15 protein-coding genes are annotated in these 16,893 nt (G+C 70.6%); 9 read left to right on the top strand and 6 right to left on the bottom strand.

The window, feature by feature from the left end:
• The first annotated feature begins 103 nt into the window (after window positions 1-103).
• From FHR33_RS17060 to FHR33_RS17050, 3 genes are all read left to right on the top strand, one after another.
• Entirely contained in the window at window positions 104-1,237 is a 1,134-nt protein-coding gene (locus FHR33_RS17060) for an extracellular solute-binding protein (RefSeq protein ID WP_183648501.1), read from the top strand.
• 189 nt (window positions 1,238-1,426) lie between these two features.
• The gene (locus tag FHR33_RS17055; RefSeq protein ID WP_183648498.1) at window positions 1,427-2,500 is read left to right on the top strand and encodes an LLM class flavin-dependent oxidoreductase; all 1,074 of its coding nucleotides are present in this window, start codon (window positions 1,427-1,429) and stop codon (window positions 2,498-2,500) included.
• A gap of 6 nt (window positions 2,501-2,506) precedes the next feature.
• Window positions 2,507-3,088, top strand: a complete 582-nt coding sequence (locus tag FHR33_RS17050; RefSeq protein ID WP_183648495.1) for an FMN reductase — start codon at window positions 2,507-2,509, stop codon at window positions 3,086-3,088.
• A 55-nt stretch (window positions 3,089-3,143) separates the two neighbouring features.
• Here the strand turns inward: FHR33_RS17050 and FHR33_RS17045 are convergent, their stop codons facing one another.
• Entirely contained in the window at window positions 3,144-4,571 is a 1,428-nt protein-coding gene (locus FHR33_RS17045) for an aldehyde dehydrogenase family protein (protein ID WP_183648492.1), read from the bottom strand.
• Between the two features lie 205 nt (window positions 4,572-4,776).
• Here FHR33_RS17045 and FHR33_RS17040 point away from each other — a divergent pair, with 205 nt between their 5' ends.
• A complete protein-coding gene (locus FHR33_RS17040; protein WP_183648489.1) occupies window positions 4,777-5,403 on the top strand; it encodes a TetR/AcrR family transcriptional regulator in 627 nt (208 codons plus the stop codon).
• Here the strand turns inward: FHR33_RS17040 and FHR33_RS17035 are convergent.
• On the bottom strand, window positions 5,360-6,805 hold the full coding sequence (locus FHR33_RS17035) for a PucR family transcriptional regulator (protein WP_183648486.1): 1,446 nt from the start codon (window positions 6,803-6,805) through the stop codon (window positions 5,360-5,362). The two genes, FHR33_RS17040 and FHR33_RS17035, sit on opposite strands and share 44 nt — an antisense overlap.
• A 91-nt stretch (window positions 6,806-6,896) precedes the next feature.
• Between FHR33_RS17035 and gabT the strand changes: the two genes are divergently transcribed.
• Window positions 6,897-8,243, top strand: coding sequence for a 4-aminobutyrate--2-oxoglutarate transaminase (gene gabT, locus FHR33_RS17030; protein WP_183648483.1), 1,347 nt, complete (start codon window positions 6,897-6,899; stop codon window positions 8,241-8,243).
• A gap of 152 nt (window positions 8,244-8,395) precedes the next feature.
• Window positions 8,396-8,611, top strand: coding sequence for a hypothetical protein (locus tag FHR33_RS17025; RefSeq protein WP_246451970.1), 216 nt, complete (start codon window positions 8,396-8,398; stop codon window positions 8,609-8,611).
• On the opposite strand, the gene FHR33_RS17020 is transcribed toward FHR33_RS17025, so the two are convergent.
• The 4 genes from FHR33_RS17020 to FHR33_RS17005 all read right to left on the bottom strand — a co-directional run bounded on the left by FHR33_RS17020 (window position 8,608) and on the right by FHR33_RS17005 (window position 12,600).
• The gene (locus tag FHR33_RS17020; RefSeq protein ID WP_183648480.1) at window positions 8,608-9,828 is read right to left on the bottom strand and encodes a saccharopine dehydrogenase family protein; all 1,221 of its coding nucleotides are present in this window, start codon (window positions 9,826-9,828) and stop codon (window positions 8,608-8,610) included. The two genes, FHR33_RS17025 and FHR33_RS17020, sit on opposite strands and share 4 nt — an antisense overlap.
• Window positions 9,829-9,995: 167 nt before the next feature.
• Window positions 9,996-10,436: a GNAT family N-acetyltransferase gene (locus FHR33_RS17015; protein ID WP_183648477.1), complete on the bottom strand. Its 441-nt coding sequence runs from the start codon at window positions 10,434-10,436 to the stop codon at window positions 9,996-9,998.
• A 47-nt stretch (window positions 10,437-10,483) separates the two neighbouring features.
• On the bottom strand, window positions 10,484-11,503 hold the full coding sequence (locus tag FHR33_RS17010) for a trypsin-like serine peptidase (protein WP_246451959.1): 1,020 nt from the start codon (window positions 11,501-11,503) through the stop codon (window positions 10,484-10,486).
• 104 nt (window positions 11,504-11,607) lie between these two features.
• On the bottom strand, window positions 11,608-12,600 hold the full coding sequence (locus tag FHR33_RS17005) for a trypsin-like serine peptidase (RefSeq protein ID WP_183648471.1): 993 nt from the start codon (window positions 12,598-12,600) through the stop codon (window positions 11,608-11,610).
• Between the two features lie 139 nt (window positions 12,601-12,739).
• Between FHR33_RS17005 and dxr the strand changes: the two genes are divergently transcribed.
• The 3 genes from dxr to FHR33_RS16990 all read left to right on the top strand — a co-directional run bounded on the left by dxr (window position 12,740) and on the right by FHR33_RS16990 (window position 16,869).
• Window positions 12,740-13,930, top strand: coding sequence for a 1-deoxy-D-xylulose-5-phosphate reductoisomerase (gene dxr, locus FHR33_RS17000; RefSeq protein WP_183648467.1), 1,191 nt, complete (start codon window positions 12,740-12,742; stop codon window positions 13,928-13,930).
• A 35-nt stretch (window positions 13,931-13,965) separates the two neighbouring features.
• Window positions 13,966-15,132, top strand: coding sequence for a flavodoxin-dependent (E)-4-hydroxy-3-methylbut-2-enyl-diphosphate synthase (ispG, locus tag FHR33_RS16995; RefSeq protein ID WP_183648464.1), 1,167 nt, complete (start codon window positions 13,966-13,968; stop codon window positions 15,130-15,132).
• A gap of 369 nt (window positions 15,133-15,501) precedes the next feature.
• The gene (locus FHR33_RS16990) at window positions 15,502-16,869 is read left to right on the top strand and encodes an MFS transporter (protein WP_183648461.1); all 1,368 of its coding nucleotides are present in this window, start codon (window positions 15,502-15,504) and stop codon (window positions 16,867-16,869) included.
• Window positions 16,870-16,893 lie beyond the last annotated feature (24 nt).

Genomic DNA, 16,893 nt, shown 5'->3' with positions numbered 1-16,893 from the left:
AGCAAGGGGTGCGGGCCGTGGCGGCACGCACCCCTGCCCCACGCGGTCCCCGGTAAGCTCCAGCCTGGACAAGGGGGACTTCGTGAAACACCACATATCTGCCATGGCTGTCGCCGTTGCGGCGTGTATGGCGATGGCCGGATGCGCGACGGCGACCGCGACGGCCAGGCCCGTGACCCCCGCTCCCAAGGCCAGCCCCACTCCCTCGCGGACACCGGCCTCGAGCCCGACGCCGACCACGAGCCCCACCCAGAGCGACGGCACCCTGCAGATCCTCACCTACAAGGGGTACGCGGAGTCGGGCGGCGCCACGACGAACTGGGTGGCCGACTTCGAGAGCGCGACGGGCTGCCGCATCGCCAGGCTCGACACCGTGCAGACCGCCCAGGATATGCAGGACATCGTGGGCAGGCGGGCCTACGACGTGATCTCGGCGGGGCCCGAGGTGGCCGCGAGCCTGATCGCGGCCCAGCAGGTGCAGCCCATCGACACCGCCAGGGTCACGGGGTACGACGAGCTGACCAAGCAGCTGCGCGACCAGAGCGAGGTCGACGGCAAGGTGTACGGCGTGCCGTACCTGTGGGGCACCCACGAGATCATCTACGACGCCTCGAAGACCAAGCCGCGCGACGCCTCGGCGCTGTACGACAGCCAGACCGCCGCGCTGCCCGACAGTCCTCTCTCCATCGCCGACGCCGCGCTCGCCGGCGGGGCCGAGGACCCGTACGAGCTCACCGCGGGCCAGCTCGACCAGGCCATGACGCTGCTGGGCAAGAACAAGAACCGGCTGTACTGGAAGGACCCGATCACCCTGGTGCGCGCGTTCGCCACGGGCAAGGTCGACATCGCGCAGGCCACGCCGTACTTCAGGATGCTGCTGCAGAAGGCGGGCAGGAACGTCAAGGCGCTCGACACGTCCGCGATCACGGGCTGGGTCGACTCCTGGATGCTGAACGCGAGCACGCCCAGCCTCGACTGCGCCTACCGCTGGCTCAGCTGGACCGCGATGCCCGAGACCCAGCGTGACGCCGCCGCGTGGGTGGGGCTGGCCCCCGCCACCTCCAAGGCCTGCAAGGGCAGGGCCGCGGCGGTCTGCGCCGCCTACGGCGTCACCAAGGCGGCCAAGCCGGCAAAGGTGGTCTTTGCCGTACGCCCACCGGGGGATTGCGCACCCCCTGAGGGGGAATGCACTGACTATGTCGCCTGGACCAAGCGGTGGCAAGGACTTGTGAGCTGATCGGGGGCCTGCCGGCCACCGCTTGACCATGCCGCGGGCGCGCCCGTCCCCCCGCTGGGTGACGTCCGCCAAGGGGCGTCCCGGGTGTTCCCCCCGACCCCGGGGCGCTCCTTCTTCATGTGTGGAATATCCTGTCAATGGTCACTGTTCATGACGATTGAAACTTCAACATGAAGGGCGGCGATCGCCATGCAGTTCGGAATCTTCACCGTCAGCGACGTCACGACCGACCCGACCACCGGCAGGACGCCGACGGAGGCCGAGCGGATCAAGGCGATGGTCACGATCGCGCTCAAGGCCGAAGAGGTGGGCCTCGACGTGTTCGCGACAGGTGAGCACCACAACCCGCCCTTCGTCGCCTCCTCGCCGACGACGATGCTCGGCTACATCGCGGCCAGGACCGAGCGCCTGATCCTGTCGACCTCGACCACGCTGATCACCACGAACGACCCCGTGAAGATCGCCGAGGACTTCGCGATGCTGCAGCACCTGGCCGACGGCAGGGTGGACCTGATGATGGGCCGTGGCAACACGGGCCCCGTCTACCCCTGGTTCGGCAAGGACATCCGCGACGGCATCCCGCTGGCCATCGAGAACTACGCGCTGCTGCACAGGCTGTGGCGCGAGCCGGTGGTCGACTGGGAGGGCCGCTTCCGTACCCCGCTGCAGGGCTACACCTCGACGCCCGCGCCCCTCGACGGCGTGCCGCCGTTCGTCTGGCACGGCTCGATCCGCAGCCCCGAGATCGCCGAGCAGGCCGCCTACTACGGCGACGGGTTCTTCGCCAACAACATCTTCTGGCCGAAGGAGCACTACCAGCAGCTGATCAGCCTCTACAGGAGGCGCTACGCCCACTACGGTCACGGCCTTCCCGAGCAGGCCATCGTCGGACTCGGCGGCCAGGTGTTCATGCGGAGGAACTCCCAGGACGCCGTCCGCGAGTTCCGCCCCTACTTCGACAACGCCCCCGTCTACGGCCACGGCCCCTCGCTCGAGGAGTTCATGGCCGAGACCCCGCTCACGGTCGGCAGCCCCGACCAGGTCATCGAGCGGACGCTCAAGTTCAGGGAGTACTTCGGCGACTACCAGCGCCAGCTGTTCCTCATGGACCACGCGGGACTGCCGCTGAAGACGGTCCTGGAGCAGCTCGACATCCTCGGCGAGGAGGTCGTGCCCGTGCTCCGCAAGGAGTTCGCGATCGGGCGGCCCGCCAACGTGCCCGACGCCCCCACTCACCAGTCGCTGCTCGCGCAGAAGGGTTGATCCATCATGAAGCTCGCCGTCGTCTCGGCCGGTCTCAGCCTGCCGTCCTCCACCCGCCTGCTGGCCGATCGGCTGACGTCGGCGCTGGTGGACCGGGTGCCCGAGGTGGAGGTCGAGGTCATCGAGCTGCGTGACCTGGCCGTCGACATCGCCAACAACCTGGTGACCGGGTTCCCCGCGTCCAGGCTGCGCGCCGCGATCGACGCGGTGACCTCGGCCGACGGCCTGGTCGCCGTCTCGCCGATCTTCACCGCGTCCTACAGCGGGCTGTTCAAGTCCTTCTTCGACGTGATCGACCACGACGCCCTCGCGGGCAAGCCGGTGCTGATCGCGGCGACGGGAGGCACGGCGCGGCACTCGCTGGCGCTGGAGCACGCGCTGCGGCCGATGTTCGCCTACCTGAGGGCGATCGTGGCCCCGACGGCGGTGTACGCGGCCTCGGAGGACTGGGGAGCGGAGGGCCTGTCGGAGCGCATCGAGCGCGCGGCCTCCGAGCTGGCGGGGCTGATGGGCAAGGAGCAGCCGGTCAGGGCCCAGGTGGACGAGGTCGTCCCGTTCGAGCAGCAGCTCGCGGCGCTCAGGCCGTGAGCGCGGGACAGGGCGGGGAGCGGCGTTCCCGGACGCCGCTCCCCGCCCTGTGCGATCAGAGCGACAGGCCCGTGAGGACCATGACCTTCTCGTAGGTGAGGTCCTCCATGGCCGAGTGGACGCCCTCGCGGCCGACGCCCGACTCCTTGACGCCGCCGTAGGGCATCTGGTCGGCGCGGTACGACGGCACGTCGCCGATGATGACGCCACCGACCTCCAGCTCGCGGTTGGCCCTGAACGCCACGTCGAGCGAGCGGGTGAAGACGCCCGCCTGCAGGCCGTACTTGGAGGAGTTGACCTCGGCGAAGGCCTCGTCGACGGAGGCGACCGGCTTGACGATCATGACGGGGCCGAAGACCTCCTCGCAGGAGACCTTGGCGTCGGCGGGGACGTCGGTGAGGACCGTGGGCGCGACGGTGGCGCCGTCGCGGGTGCCGCCGGCCAGCACGCGGGCGCCCGAGGCGACGGCCTCGTCCACCCAGGCCGCCACGCGCTCGGCGGCGGCCACCGAGACCAGCGGGCCCACCTGCGTCTTCTCGTCGAGCGGGTCGCCGGTGACCAGGCCGGCGACGGCCTCGACCAGCTTCTCCTCGAAGGCCGCCCGCACCGACTCCTCGACGATGACCCGCTGCACGGCGATGCAGCTCTGCCCCGCCTGGTAGTTGGAGAACAGGGTGACGCGCGAGGCCGCCCAGTCGAGGTCGGCGTCGGCCAGCACGACGGCCGCGGCGTTGCCGCCCAGCTCCAGCGTGACGTGCTTGCGCGGCACCTGGTCCATGATCGCGTAGCCGACCGGGCCCGATCCCGTGAAGGAGACCACCGGCAGGCGGGGATCCTGCACCAGGGCGGAGGCGCGCTCGTTCTCGACCGGCAGGACGGAGAACATCCCCGCGGGCAGGTCGGTCTCGGCCAGGATCTCGCCGAGCACCAGCGACGACAGCGGCGTGGCGGGCGCGGGCTTCACGATGACGGGCGCCCCGACCGCGATCGCGGGGGCGACCTTGTGCGCGACGAGGTTGAGCGGGAAGTTGAAGGGCGTGATCGCCAGCACGGGGCCCTTCGGCTGGCGGCTGACGTAGGCCAGCCGTCCTGCCGCCGCGGGCTCGGTGTCGAGCCGCTGCACGCCGCCCGACCAGCGCCTGGTCTCCTCCGCGGCGAAGCGGAAGGTGGAGATGGCCCTGTTGACCTCGCCGCGCGCCCAGAAGATCGGCTTGCCGTTCTCGCCGGTGATCAGCTGCGCGATCTCCTCGTGCCGCTCGGCCAGCCGCTTGGCCACGTGGGCCAGCGCCTCGGCGCGCACGTGCACGGGCAGCGCGGCGGCCTCCTTCTGTACGGCCGCGGCCGCGGCGACAGCCTCCTCGACCTGCGCGTCGGTGGGCACCGAGTAGGTGCCGACCACGCGGCCGTCGTGGGAGTTGGTAACGGTGAGCTCGCGGTCGCCCGTGGCGGGCCGACCTGCGAGCCAGAAGCTGCGCACGTCCATACCCTGACGGTATGCCACATCCTGCGACGGGTAAGTTCTCCACGTTGCACAACAGCGGGGGTGCCGTCAGGCCGTTCCGAACAAAGCCGTGTGTAACAGATGTAGTGCTATTTCGGGATGTTTAGCTTGTCGAGTGGTTTGAGCGATCTCCTTACTGGCTAAGTCCTCCTGGTGCGGTTCCCCCGAGCATGAAAGGCATGGCCCCATGACCACGTCTGCGCCGCTGGGGCTTCAAGGTGCCTACCTGCTGGGTGAACGAACCTCCCACGACCGGCTGCGCGGCCGCACCCTCGAGGTGGCGGTGACCCTGCTGACCCGCGAAGGGCCCGACAGCCTGTCCATGCGCAGGATCGCGACAGAGGCGGGCTGCTCCACCACGGTCATCTACACGATGTTCGGCAGCAGGGAGGGTCTGGCCGAGGCGCTCTACCTGGAGGGCTTCGAGCGCTTCCGCCGCTTCCTCGAGGCGGTGCCCGCCAGGAAGGATCCCTTCGAGTACCTCACCGCGCTCGGCCCCGCCTACCGCGAGGCGTGCCTGGCCGAGCCCGGCTTCTACACGCTGATGTTCGAGCGGGCCATCCCCGGCTTCGAGCCGAGCGAGCGGGCGCGCACCCTGGCCCGCGCCGCGCTCAACATCCTCGACAGGGTGATCTCCGACTGCATCTCGGCCGGCTACCTCGTGCCCACGCAGCCTCGGAAGATCGCCGACGCGCTGTGGGCGGCGGCGCAGGGCGCGATCAGCCTCGAGCGGGCCGGGCACCTGCGCGACGGCCGCACCTACGAGGCGGTCACGACCGCGACGATCTGCTGTTACCTGGCGGGCAAGAGCTGAGCGCGATCCACAGCTCGGCGCGCACCCCCGGATCGTCGAGGTCGCGGCCGAGCAGCTCGGAGACGCGCTTCATCCGGTAGCGCAGCGTGTGCCTGTGCACGCCGAGGCGCTGGGCGGCCGCGTCCCAGTGGCCGTTGGCGCCGAGGTAGGCGCGCAGCGACTCGACGAGGTCGGCGCGTGAGCCGTACTCGTTGAGCGGCGCGAGCAGCGCCGAGGAGAAGGCGTGCGCGGCCGCGGGGTCGAGCAGGGCCAGCAGGCCCTGGCCCGCCAGGTCGGCGAACCTCACCGTGCCGCCCTCGGCCTTGCGCGCCGCCTCGAGCGCGCGGCCCGCCTGCTCGATCGCGCTGTCGAGCTCGCCGTACGGCACGGGCGAGCTCACCCCGACGGGCCCCTCGAGCCCCGGCGGCACCTCCTCGACCAGCGCCAGACCTTCGGTGGTGAACGTGCGCGGATCCATGGCCTCCAGCGTCTCGCCGTCGGCCGCCAGCACGGTGACGGGCTCGGCGGGCAGCCGCCCTCCCATCGGGGCCAGCGCCGCCCGCGCCCGCTCCACCTCTCCCGCCAGCAGCAGGCTCAGGACGGCCGCGCGTACGCCTCTCTCCGCCGCCAGCTGCGACCTGCCCTGCTCCAGCGCGAGGGTGAGCAGCGAGCCCGCGGCGTTGACGACGGTGTGCGCGACGGGGGAGAAGGGGTGCGGGGCGCCGACGGCGAAGAACCCCCTGATGCGCCTGGAGGTACCGCTGAGCGGCTGCACGATCACGTGCTCGCCCGGCGACGACAGCGCCACGCTGGACAGCGGGCGTTCGGCGGGCTCCTGCCGGTGAGAGCCGCGGCGCAGCCGGTCGAGCGCGGGCAGCACGGTGTCGAGGCGGGCGTCAGGGGTGGCGTGCGCGACCTCGCCCGACTCGCCGATCAGGGCGGCCCAGCCGCCCACCTCCTTGGCCAGTCTGTCGATCACCGCGTGCGTGCCCTCGGGCCGCAGCGCCGCCCGCGTGAGCCTGCCCTGCGCGGCGAAGGCCCTGCTGATCTCGTCGTACTGCTCGGCTGCCAGCAGCTCGCTGACCGTCTTGCCGATCGCGATGAACGGGGTCTCGCGCGGCACCTCGAGCAGCGGCAGGCCCGCCGCCATGGCCGCCTCGACCAGCTCGGCCGGCACGTCGTCATGGGTCAGGCCGACGCCGAACCCGAGCCCCGCGACCCCGCGCTCCACCAGCCTGCCCACGTAGGCCGAAAAGCCCGAGGTCAGCCGCATGCCGGTGGTCAGCACCAGCTCGCCGCCCTCGAGGAACGGCGTGGGATCCTCGAGCTCGCTGACCGCGACCCAGCGAACGGGACGGTCGAGCGAACCGGCCAGCGGGCGCAGCCGCATGCGGCGCACCACGGTCTGCAGAGAAGGCGCCATCGAGTGTTTGTCCATTCCGGCAAAGCGAGCTGTGCCCATTGTGCCATCGCGACACATCGGCGTTGGGCGCCGCCCGCCGTACCGTCACGGTATGAGCACATATCAGGGAGGCCCGGCGCTTCCGCAGGAGCGTCGCCTCGTCACCGAGATCCCAGGGCCGAAGTCGCGGGAGCTGCTCGCGCGCAAGCAGGCGGCGGTGCCGCCCGGCATCGGCACCACGCTGCCCGTCTTCGTGACGAGGGCCGGTGGCGGCGTGGTCGTCGACATCGACGGCAACTCCCTGATCGACTTCGGCTCCGGCATCGCCGTCACCAGCGTGGGCAACGCCGCTCCCCGCGTGGTCGAGCGGGTCAGCAGGCAGGTGGCCGACTTCACGCACACCTGTTTCATGGTCACGCCGTACGAGTCGTACGTCGAGGTGTGCGAGAAGCTCAACGAGCTCACCCCCGGCGACCACGAGAAGCGCACGTTCCTGGTGAACAGCGGCGCCGAGGCCGTGGAGAACGCGGTCAAGGTGGCGCGCCTTGCCACCGGCAGGCAGGCCGTCGTGGTCTTCGACCACGGCTACCACGGGCGCACGCTGCTCACCATGACGCTGACCGCCAAGAACATGCCCTACAAGCAGGGCTTCGGTCCCTTCGCGCCCGAGGTGTACAGGGTGCCGCTGGCCTACCCCTACCGCTGGCCGACGGGTCCGGAGAACTGCGCCGAGGAGGCCGCCGCCCAGGCCATCGACGCGATCAACAAGCAGATCGGCGCGGGCAACGTGGCCGCTGTCGTGATCGAGCCGATCGCGGGCGAGGGCGGCTTCATCGAGCCCGCCAAGGGCTTCCTGCCGCGCATCGCGGAGTACTGCCGCGAGAACGGCATCGTCTTCATCGCCGACGAGGTGCAGACCGGTTTCGCCCGCACCGGGCAGCTGTTCGCCTGTGAGGACGAGGGCATCGTCCCCGACATCATCACCACCGCCAAGGGCATCGCGGGCGGTCTGCCGCTGGCCGCCGTCACCGGCCGCGCCGACCTGCTCGACAAGGTGCACGCGGGCGGCCTGGGCGGCACCTACGGCGGCAACCCGCTGGCCTGCGAGGCCGCGCTGGGCGTGCTGGAGACCATCGAGTCGGAGGACCTGGTCGCCAGGGCGCGCCGCATCGGCGAGATCATGCTGCCGAGGCTGCACGCGATGCAGGAGCGCTTCGACGTCATCGGCGACGTCCGCGGGCGCGGTGCGATGATCGCGATCGAGCTGGTCAAGCCCGGCACCAAGGAGCCCAACCCAGAGGTCGTGGCGGAGATCGTCCGCAGGTGCCACGCCGAGGGTCTGCTCGTGCTGACCGCCGGCACCTACGGCAACGTGCTGCGTTTCCTGCCGCCGCTCGTGATGCCCGAGCACCTGCTCGAAGAGGGCCTGGCCATCCTCGAGAAGGCGCTGTCGGCCTAACCTCGCGAAAATCGGGCATCCGGCTTGCGGCTGGATGCCCGTTTTTGCGTATCGCCATCGCCGAGTTTTCACCATTGCTTGGCAGTGCGCTCAACGATCATCCGGCTATAACGGTTCGGGTATGACCACGAGCGGTGACTGCGAGGAGCGTGATGGACTGGCTCGGCATGGCGACGTTCGACCCTGAGGGGCTGAGCTTCGCGCAGCGCGACGGCGACGCCTGCGTGGTGTGCCACAAACGGTGGCCGAGGCCCAGGGTGCACGTCGGGCGCCTGCCCGACAGCTCTCGGGTGCTGGCCTGCCCCGACTGCGCCGAGGCGCTGCTTCCCGCCATGTCCGCCACCGTCGTGGGCCTTCCCTCGCGCTAGGCGGCCCGGGTCACCGTCTGCTCGCGCAGGCCCCACGGCGAGCCGTACTCGGTGAGCAGGTCGAGGAACGGCACCGCGTCGAACGCCTCGGGGCCCAGCACGCCCTCGCCCCTCCACACGCCCCTGGCCACCAGCTCCAGCGCCACCACCGGGTGGATGGCGGTCTGCCACACCACGGCCTGCGCGCCGTACTCCCTCATCGACCAGGCGTTGTCGACCACGTGGTACAGGTAGACCTCGCGCGGCCTGCCGTCCTTGCCGGTGCCCTTCACCCACGTGCCCGCGCAGGTCTTGCCGCGCATGCGCTCGCCCAGCGTGGCGGGGTCCGGCAGGCTCGCTGCGACCACGTCGCGCGGCGCCACCTCCTCCTTGCCCACCCGCACCTTGTCGGTGCCGTCGAGGCCGAGCTTGTGAAGGGTCTTGAGGACGCCGATGAACTCCTCGCCCAGGCCGTACTTGAACGTCACCCGCTTGGCGTCGATCCACCTCGGGACCAGGAGCACCTCCTCGTGCTCCACGTTCACGCACTCCACGGGGCCGATGCCCTCGGGGAAGTCGAACACCTCCGGCTCGCTGAACGGCTCGGTCGTGCGCCACCGGCCGTCCTCCCACACCACCGGCGGGTTGAGGCACTCCTCGATCGTCGTCCAGATGGAGAAGGTGGGCGCGAAGTCGTAGCCCTCGACGACCAGGTTCGAGCCGTCCCTGACGCCCAGCTCCTCGATGCTCTCGAACAGGTGGTCGGCGGCGTACCTGGCGAACACGTCGGCCAGGCCTGGCTCGACGCCCATCCCGACCAGCGCCAGCTTTCCGCCGGCGCGCCACTCGGCGTCCTTCGCGAACTGCTCGTCGCCGAGCTTCACACCCGTCAGCTCGTACGGCGCGCGCGGATGCGGCCTGGACAGGGACATCGCCATGTCGAGGTAGTGCGTCCCCGCCTCCAGCGCCGCCTCGAACAGCGGCATGGTGAAGCGCGGGTCGACGGCGTTGAACAGCACGTCGCACCGGTGCTCGCGCAACGCGGCGACCACGGCGGCCCGGTCGGAGGCGTCGAGCTGGATGGCGCTGAACCGGGCGTCGCCGGCCTTGGCGGCGGCCGCGGCCGCCCGGTCCTGTTTCGAGTCGGCGACCACGATGTGTTCGAAGAAATCTCGGCGGGCGGCGATGGGGACCACGGCGGAGCCGACGCCGCCGGCTCCCACAAGAAGGATTCTCATGTCGGAACACTACCCACTGACTGGTCGTTCAGCCAACCGGTGTCTCAGCCTTCACCGCACCGCTGGACGGGACCCCGCGCAGCCTGCTGGGCGGCGTGGACGCGCTCTACGCCGAGAGGGACTACTCGATCACCGGCGGGCGGGTCGCCGTCAGGATGATCGAGGTGCTAGAGGCGCTTTTCGAAGCAGACGCTCTCGGCGCAGTCGGCGTAGTCGCCGAAGCGCGGGATCGAGGCGTAGCCGGCGGAGGTGTAGAGGCCGATCGCCTCCTCGAACAGGCGGCCGGTCTCGAGCCTGAGCGTGTGCATGCCGCGCTCGGCGGCGAGCTTCTCCACCTCCGCCAGCAGCGTCCTGGACAGGCCGCGACCGCGGTGGCCGGGCCTGACGTACATCCGCTTGACCTCGCCCACGCCGGGCTCCAGCGGCTGGAGCCCCACGCAACCCACCGCCAGCTCGTCCGACCGCATCAGCAGGAAGGAGATGCGGGGGTCGAGGTGCTTGGGGGTGTCGTCGACGACGTCGCGCTGACGCCAGGCCAGCTCGGCCTGCTGCTCCGCGCACAGCTCCACGACCTGCGGCGATTCGGAGTTCTCTGACGTTATCCGCATGCGCGGCAGGATAACGACCTCCGTGTTTCGAGCGTGTGACGCGACGGTCAGGCCCGCTCGGCCGTGGTGAACAGCGCCTTGGCCGAGTCGCCGAAGTAGGGGCCGTACATGGTGCCGCGGTCGTTGCTGTACTTGAAGCTGCTGACCGAGGTGAGCCTGCCGCGCCCGGTGGTGACGTCGAAGGAGGACAGCCAGGGACCGCCGCTGGAGCCCGCGGTCATGTCGCAGCGCAGGCCCTGGTCGCGCGTCTGGCCGTAGGGATCGTCGCGGACCTGCCCCGAGCAGTAGATGAGGTTCTCACCGTCGAACGGCGGGTCGGCGGGGAAGCCGAAGCCGTAGACCTGGCCTCCGCGCGAGGAGTTGAAGGCGATCTCCTGCGTGCCCACCACGTCGGCGACGTGGCGGCCGTTCGAGGTGTTGAGCGCCACCATGCCGACGTCGTAGCTGTCGTCGGCCGAACGGGACCACGGCCCCGCGACGAACATCCTGCGGGCGGTGTAGGAGCCGTACGGCTTGCCGCCACCGGGCTCGTAGCCCGGCACGAAGGTCCAGTTGCCTGCCCACGCGCCCTTGCCGTCCTTGACGCAGTGGCCCGCGGTGACGACGAGGTCCTTGCTGGCGCTCTTGACGGTGCTGGCCGAGCAGACGAAGTCGACGCCGTCCATGGTGAGGAAGACCCTGCCGGTGGTGCGGGTGACGAGGCCGCCCGTGCCCCAGCGCGAGCCGCTGGTCGTGGCGGTGGGCCTGGCGGACTGCCGGCGGGGGGTGACGATCCTGCCCGCGGCTCCGGAGAGCTCGGGCGCGGTGGCGAGGCCCGCCCTGTTGGACAGGCCGCTCAGCAGGCCACCGTCCTTGGGGAGGGCGGTCTTGGCCACCGTGTCGAGCAGGTCGATCGGCAGCGCCTTCGACATCCTGGTGGGGGTCCAGTAGTCGAGCACGCGGCGCTGCTCGTCAGAACTGCGAGCTGCCACGTGCTCGACGACGTCCTCCTGCTGGGCAGGGACCGGCGCGACCGGCTTCGATGCGTGCTGGACGGGCGTGGCGCCGATCAGGGCCGCGCCCAACATGCCTGCGACGAGTGGAACGGACGCAAGCAGGGGGAGGCTCGAGGTCATGACCCACGAGTCTGCACTACTAGGTGTGTTGTTGTGACTACTTTCGGTAAATCAGCTCAGAGTGCGTTCGTGTTCTGCGCGGCGTTGTAGACAGCCTGGGCCTCGGCGCCGAAATACGGGCCGAACATCCAGTTGGGCGCGAAGTTGTACTTGAAACTGTTCACCGAATTCTGCGTGCCGAGCCCGGTCTTCTCGTCGAAGCTCACGAACCAGGGCCCGCCGCTGGAGCCGCCCGTCATGTTGCAGGTGAGCCCGTGGTCCTTCGACATCAGGAAGTCGTCGAAGGCCCTGCCGCTGCAGTAGATCAGCTTCGACCCGTCGTACGGCGCGGCGGCCGGGTAGCCGAAGGAGTGCATCTGCTGGCGCCTGCCCTGGTTGAAGGCCACGCCCTGGCCGCCGACGACGTCGGTCAGCGCCTTGCCCTGCAGCGGGGCCACGACCACGGCGGCGACGTCGTGGTTGATGTCCTCGCGCGCGTCCCACTGCGGGGTGGTGAGCAGCTTGCTGGCCACCCAGGTGCCGTGCGGCCTCGCGCCCTTGTCGTAGCCGGGGACGAAGACCCAGTTGGTGTGGAAGGCGCCGCCCATCTTGACGCAGTGCCCCGCGGTCATGACGACGCTCTTGTTCGCGCTGGTCACCGCGTTGCCCGAGCACGAGGCGTTGCGGCCCTGGTAGGTGAAGAAGACGCGGCCCGCGGTCTTGGTGATCGCGCCGCCGCCCGTCCACGCGGTGCCCGAGCTGGCCTTGGCCGCCTGCGGCTGGCCGGGCGCCGAGCTGGTCGGCGGGGCCTCCCACGGGATGCCGGTGGTGGGCTCGCCTGGGGCGCCGTACTTGCCGCCGGACTTGGGCGCGGGAGGCGTGAGCGGCTGGGCCTCCTCCATCTTCTCCGGCGTCCAGTACTGCGTGACCGCCTTCTGCTCGGTCTTGGTGTCGGCGGCCTCCTCGGCGACCGGCTTCGGTCCCGCTCCCGCCTGAGCCGCCGCCGCTGGGAGCGCGGCGGCGCCGGTGGCGAGGGTGAGGATGGAAAGCAGAGCGAGTCTGCGGTGCATGCGTACCTCCATTGACCGGAACTGAGGTTGGAAGCTAGCGGCACCAATATCCAGATTTCTCGCTAATTGCGTAGAACGATATAGCGTTATTCGGACATTTATTTACTTCAATTCCCCTGATTAACAGGCGTTGCGGCGGATGCGGAACAATGGGGCCGTGGACTCAGACCTCTCCCGCTCCGTGACCGTGCTCGGATCGACCGGTTCCATCGGCACCCAGGCCCTCGACGTCATCGCCCGAAACCCTGGGCGGTTCGCCGTCGCCGCCCTCGCCGCGGGCGGAGGCAGGACCGACCTGCTCGCCAGGCAGGCCGTCGAGACGGGCGCGAAGGTGGTGGCGGTGGCCGACGCGGCGGCCGTGCCCGCGCTGAGACAGGCGCTGCCGGGGGTCACCGTGCTGGGAGGCCCCGAGGGCGTCGCCGAGGTGGCGGCCATGCCGGCCGACGTCGTGCTCAACGGCATCACCGGCGCGCTCGGGCTCACCTCCACCCTCGCCGCGCTGGAGGCGGGCCACACGCTCGCGCTGGCCAACAAGGAGTCGCTGATCATCGGAGGGCCGCTGGTCAAGCGGCTGGCCAAGCCGGGGCAGATCCTGCCCGTCGACTCCGAGCACTCCGCGCTGCAGCAGTCGCTGTGGGCGGCAGGCCCGTCGGGCCACGACCCCGAGGCGGTGCGCAGGCTCGTCGTCACCGCCAGCGGCGGGCCCTTCCGCGGGCGCAGGCGCTCGGAGCTGGCCGACGTGACGCCCGAGATGGCGATGGCGCACCCCACCTGGTCCATGGGGCCGGTCATCACGATCAACTCTGCCACGCTGGTCAACAAGGGCCTGGAGGTGATCGAGGCGCACCTGCTCTTCGACATCGGCTTCGACAGGATCCAGGTGGTGGTGCACCCGCAGTCGATCATCCACTCGATGGTGGAGTTCGTCGACGGCTCCACCATCGCCCAGGCCAGCCCGCCTGACATGCGCCTGCCGATCGCGCTCGCGCTCGGCCATCCCCGAAGGGTCGCAGGCGCCGCCCACGCCGTCGACTGGACCACGGCGCACACCTGGACCTTCGAGCCGCTCGACGACGAGGCCTTCCCCGCCGTCGCGCTCGCCAGGCACGTCGGCGAGGAGGGCGGCACCGCTCCAGCCGTCTACAACGCCGCGAACGAGGTGTGCGTCGAGGCTTTCCAGCAGGGCAGACTTCCCTTCCTCGCGATCGTCGACACTGTCGCCAAGGTCGTCGAACAGCACAGGGCGACTGCGGCCGAATCGGTGGAAGAGGTTCTGGCGGCTGACGCATGGGCCCGGGAGGCGGCGAAGCGGATGTTCTCGACGGCGTAACCGGACGGTCCCTGTCGCTGCCTAGACTGGAGGACGTGACTTCCGTAGCACTGGGCATCCCGTCGGTCCGTCCGAAGCCGTTGGCCGAGCGGCGCCACTCCCGTCAGATCATGGTCGGCAGCGTGCCGGTGGGAGGCGACGCTCCGGTCTCGGTCCAGTCGATGACCACCACGGTCACCGCCGACATCAACGCGACTCTCCAGCAGATCGCCGAGCTCACCGCCTCGGGCTGCCAGATCGTGCGCGTCGCCGTCCCCTCGCAGGACGACGCCGACGCGCTGCCGATCATCGCGAAGAAGTCCCAGATCCCCGTCATCGCGGACATCCACTTCCAGCCGAAGTACGTCTTCGCCGCCATCGAGGCGGGCTGCGCGGCCGTCCGCGTCAACCCCGGCAACATCAAGAAGTTCGACGACAAGGTCGGTGAGATCGCCAAGGCCGCCGCCGACGCCGGCGTGCCGATCCGCATCGGCGTCAACGCGGGCTCGCTCGACCCCAGGCTCCTGCAGAAGTACGGCAAGGCCACGCCCGAGGCGCTGGTGGAGTCGGCGCTGTGGGAGTGCTCGCTGTTCGAGGAGCACGGCTTCCGCGACATCAAGATCTCGGTCAAGCACAACGACCCCGTCGTCATGATCAACGCCTACCGGCAGCTGGCCAGGCAGTGCGACTACCCGCTGCACCTCGGCGTCACCGAGGCGGGCCCCGCCTTCCAGGGCACGATCAAGTCGGCCGTCGCGTTCGGCGCGCTGCTGGCCGAGGGCATCGGCGACACCATCCGCGTCTCGCTGTCGGCGCCTCCCGTCGAGGAGGTCAAGGTCGGCGCCCAGATCCTCGAGTCTCTCGGGCTGCGCGAGCGGGGTCTCGAGATCGTCTCCTGCCCCTCGTGCGGGCGCGCCCAGGTCGATGTCTACACCCTCGCCGAGCAGGTCCAGGCGGGCCTGGAGGGCATGAAGGTGCCGCTGCGCGTCGCGGTCATGGGCTGTGTCGTCAACGGCCCAGGCGAGGCGCGCGAGGCCGACCTCGGGGTCGCCTCGGGCAACGGCAAGGGGCAGATCTTCGTGAAGGGCGAGGTCATCAAGACCGTCCCCGAGTCGCAGATCGTCGAGACGCTGATCGAGGAGGCGCTGCGCATCGCCGAGCAGATGGGCGTCGAGGTCGACCTCGACGACGAGGTCTCAGGCCCGCAGGTCGTCGTCGGCTGAGTCCGCAGGGGCCCGCCGGGCCCGCCGCCCCCACCGTCCCGACCTCGCCGCCCCCCGGCGTCACGGAACGCCGGGGAGCCTGGTGGCGTGCCGGCCGTCATGGGGAGACAGTCACGGGGCAACGCCGTCATGGCGCAGAGGCCGTCACGGGACGACGTCGTCATGGGGCAGAGAAGTTGACGGCCAGGAGTCTGGTCCGGTAGAAAACCGAGCGTTCATCGTGCCAGTGAAAGGCAGACATGCCCGAGTCGGACAGAGTGCGCCGCCCCTAGCGGCGGCGTGATCCCACTCTGAGCCGCCGCATCAGCGTCAGTCGCCGGTGCGGCCCTTACCGCTGCCCGGCTCCATGCTCGACACACGGAGCGCGCGGTGCGACGAACACTCGTCATCATTCTTCTTGCCCTCATCACCCTTCCCCTGTCCATCACGGGCGCCTCTGTCGCGCTGCCCGGCATCAGGGCCGACCTGGACGCCGGCCTGGCCGCGACCCAGTGGGTGGTCAACAGCTACAACGCCTGCTTCGCCGCCTTCCTGGTGTTCGCGGGCTCGCTGACCGACGTCCTGGGCCGCAGGCGGGTCTTCGCCTGGGGCGTGGCGCTGTTCTGCGCGAGCGGCGTGGCGGGCGCGGCCGCGACCGACATCCTGCTGCTCGACCTCGTGCGGGCCGTCGGCGGGGTCGGCGCGGCGGCGGCGACCACCGGCGGGACCTCGATCCTCGCCGCGACCTTCCACGGCCAGGCCAGAGCGCGCGCCTTCGGCCTGCTCGGCGCGGCGCTCGGGGCGGGGCTCGCCCTCGGCCCCACGGCGGGCGGCCTGTTGGTGGAGTGGCTGGGCTGGCGGGCGGTGTTCGCCGTGCCCGCGGCGATCTCCGCGCTGGCCCTGGCGCTCGTGCCCGCGCTGCCCGCCATGCGCGGAGCGCGTGGACGCGGGGTCGACCGGGCGGGCGCGGCCCTGTTCACCTCCGCCCTGCTAATGCTGATCTTCGCCCTGGACGAGGGCCCCGCCATGGGCTTCGGCAGCCCGATCATCGTCGGCTCGTTCGCCGCGGCGCTGGTGCTGGCCGCGGCCTTCGTCGTCGTGGAGCGCCGCGTGGCCTTTCCGATGATCGAGACCGGTCTCGTCGCCGACAGGAGGTTCCTGGCGTTCTCGGTGGCGGCGGGGGCCCTCATGGGCATCCTCGTGCCGCTGGTGGTCTACCTCCCCTCGTACCTGATCTCGGTCGTCGGCCTCCAGCCCGCGCAGGCGGGGCTCTGGCTGCTCATGCTGACCGTTCCCTCGGTCGTCCTTCCCCCGGCAGGGGCGGCGCTGGCCAGGCGGCGTCCCGTGGCGACCGTCGCCGGTTGCGTGGCGGTGAGCGGGTCGGGAGCGCTGCTTCTGGCCACCATCGGGCCCGACAGCACGCTCATGACGCTGCTGGCGCCGTTCGCGCTGGTCGGCATCGGCGTGGGGCTGTCCAACGGGGTGCTCGACGGGCTGGCCATCGCCAGCCTCCCGCCTGAGCGGGCGGGGGCCGCCTCAGGCCTGTTCAACACCGCGCGCCTGACCAGCGAGACCGTGGCGCTGGCGGCCGTGGGCGCGATGCTGGCCGCGCTCAGCGGAGGCAGCATGGAAGGCGTGGCCTTCACCTCCGCCCTTCGCGCGGTGTGCCTCGCGCTGGCCGCCCTCGCCGCCGTCGCCACGGTCTGCGTCCTCGCCATGGCCCGAGGGACACATCACCATGGCTACGCAGAGCAATGAGAGCATTACACGTTGGCAAGCAAT

It is taken from the genome of Nonomuraea dietziae (genome assembly GCF_014195505.1).
GTDB classification, from domain to species: Bacteria; Actinomycetota; Actinomycetes; order Streptosporangiales; family Streptosporangiaceae; genus Nonomuraea; species Nonomuraea roseola.
The sequence above is the reverse complement of the archived record's forward strand: the minus strand, read 5'-3'. Positions and strand labels throughout refer to the sequence as shown.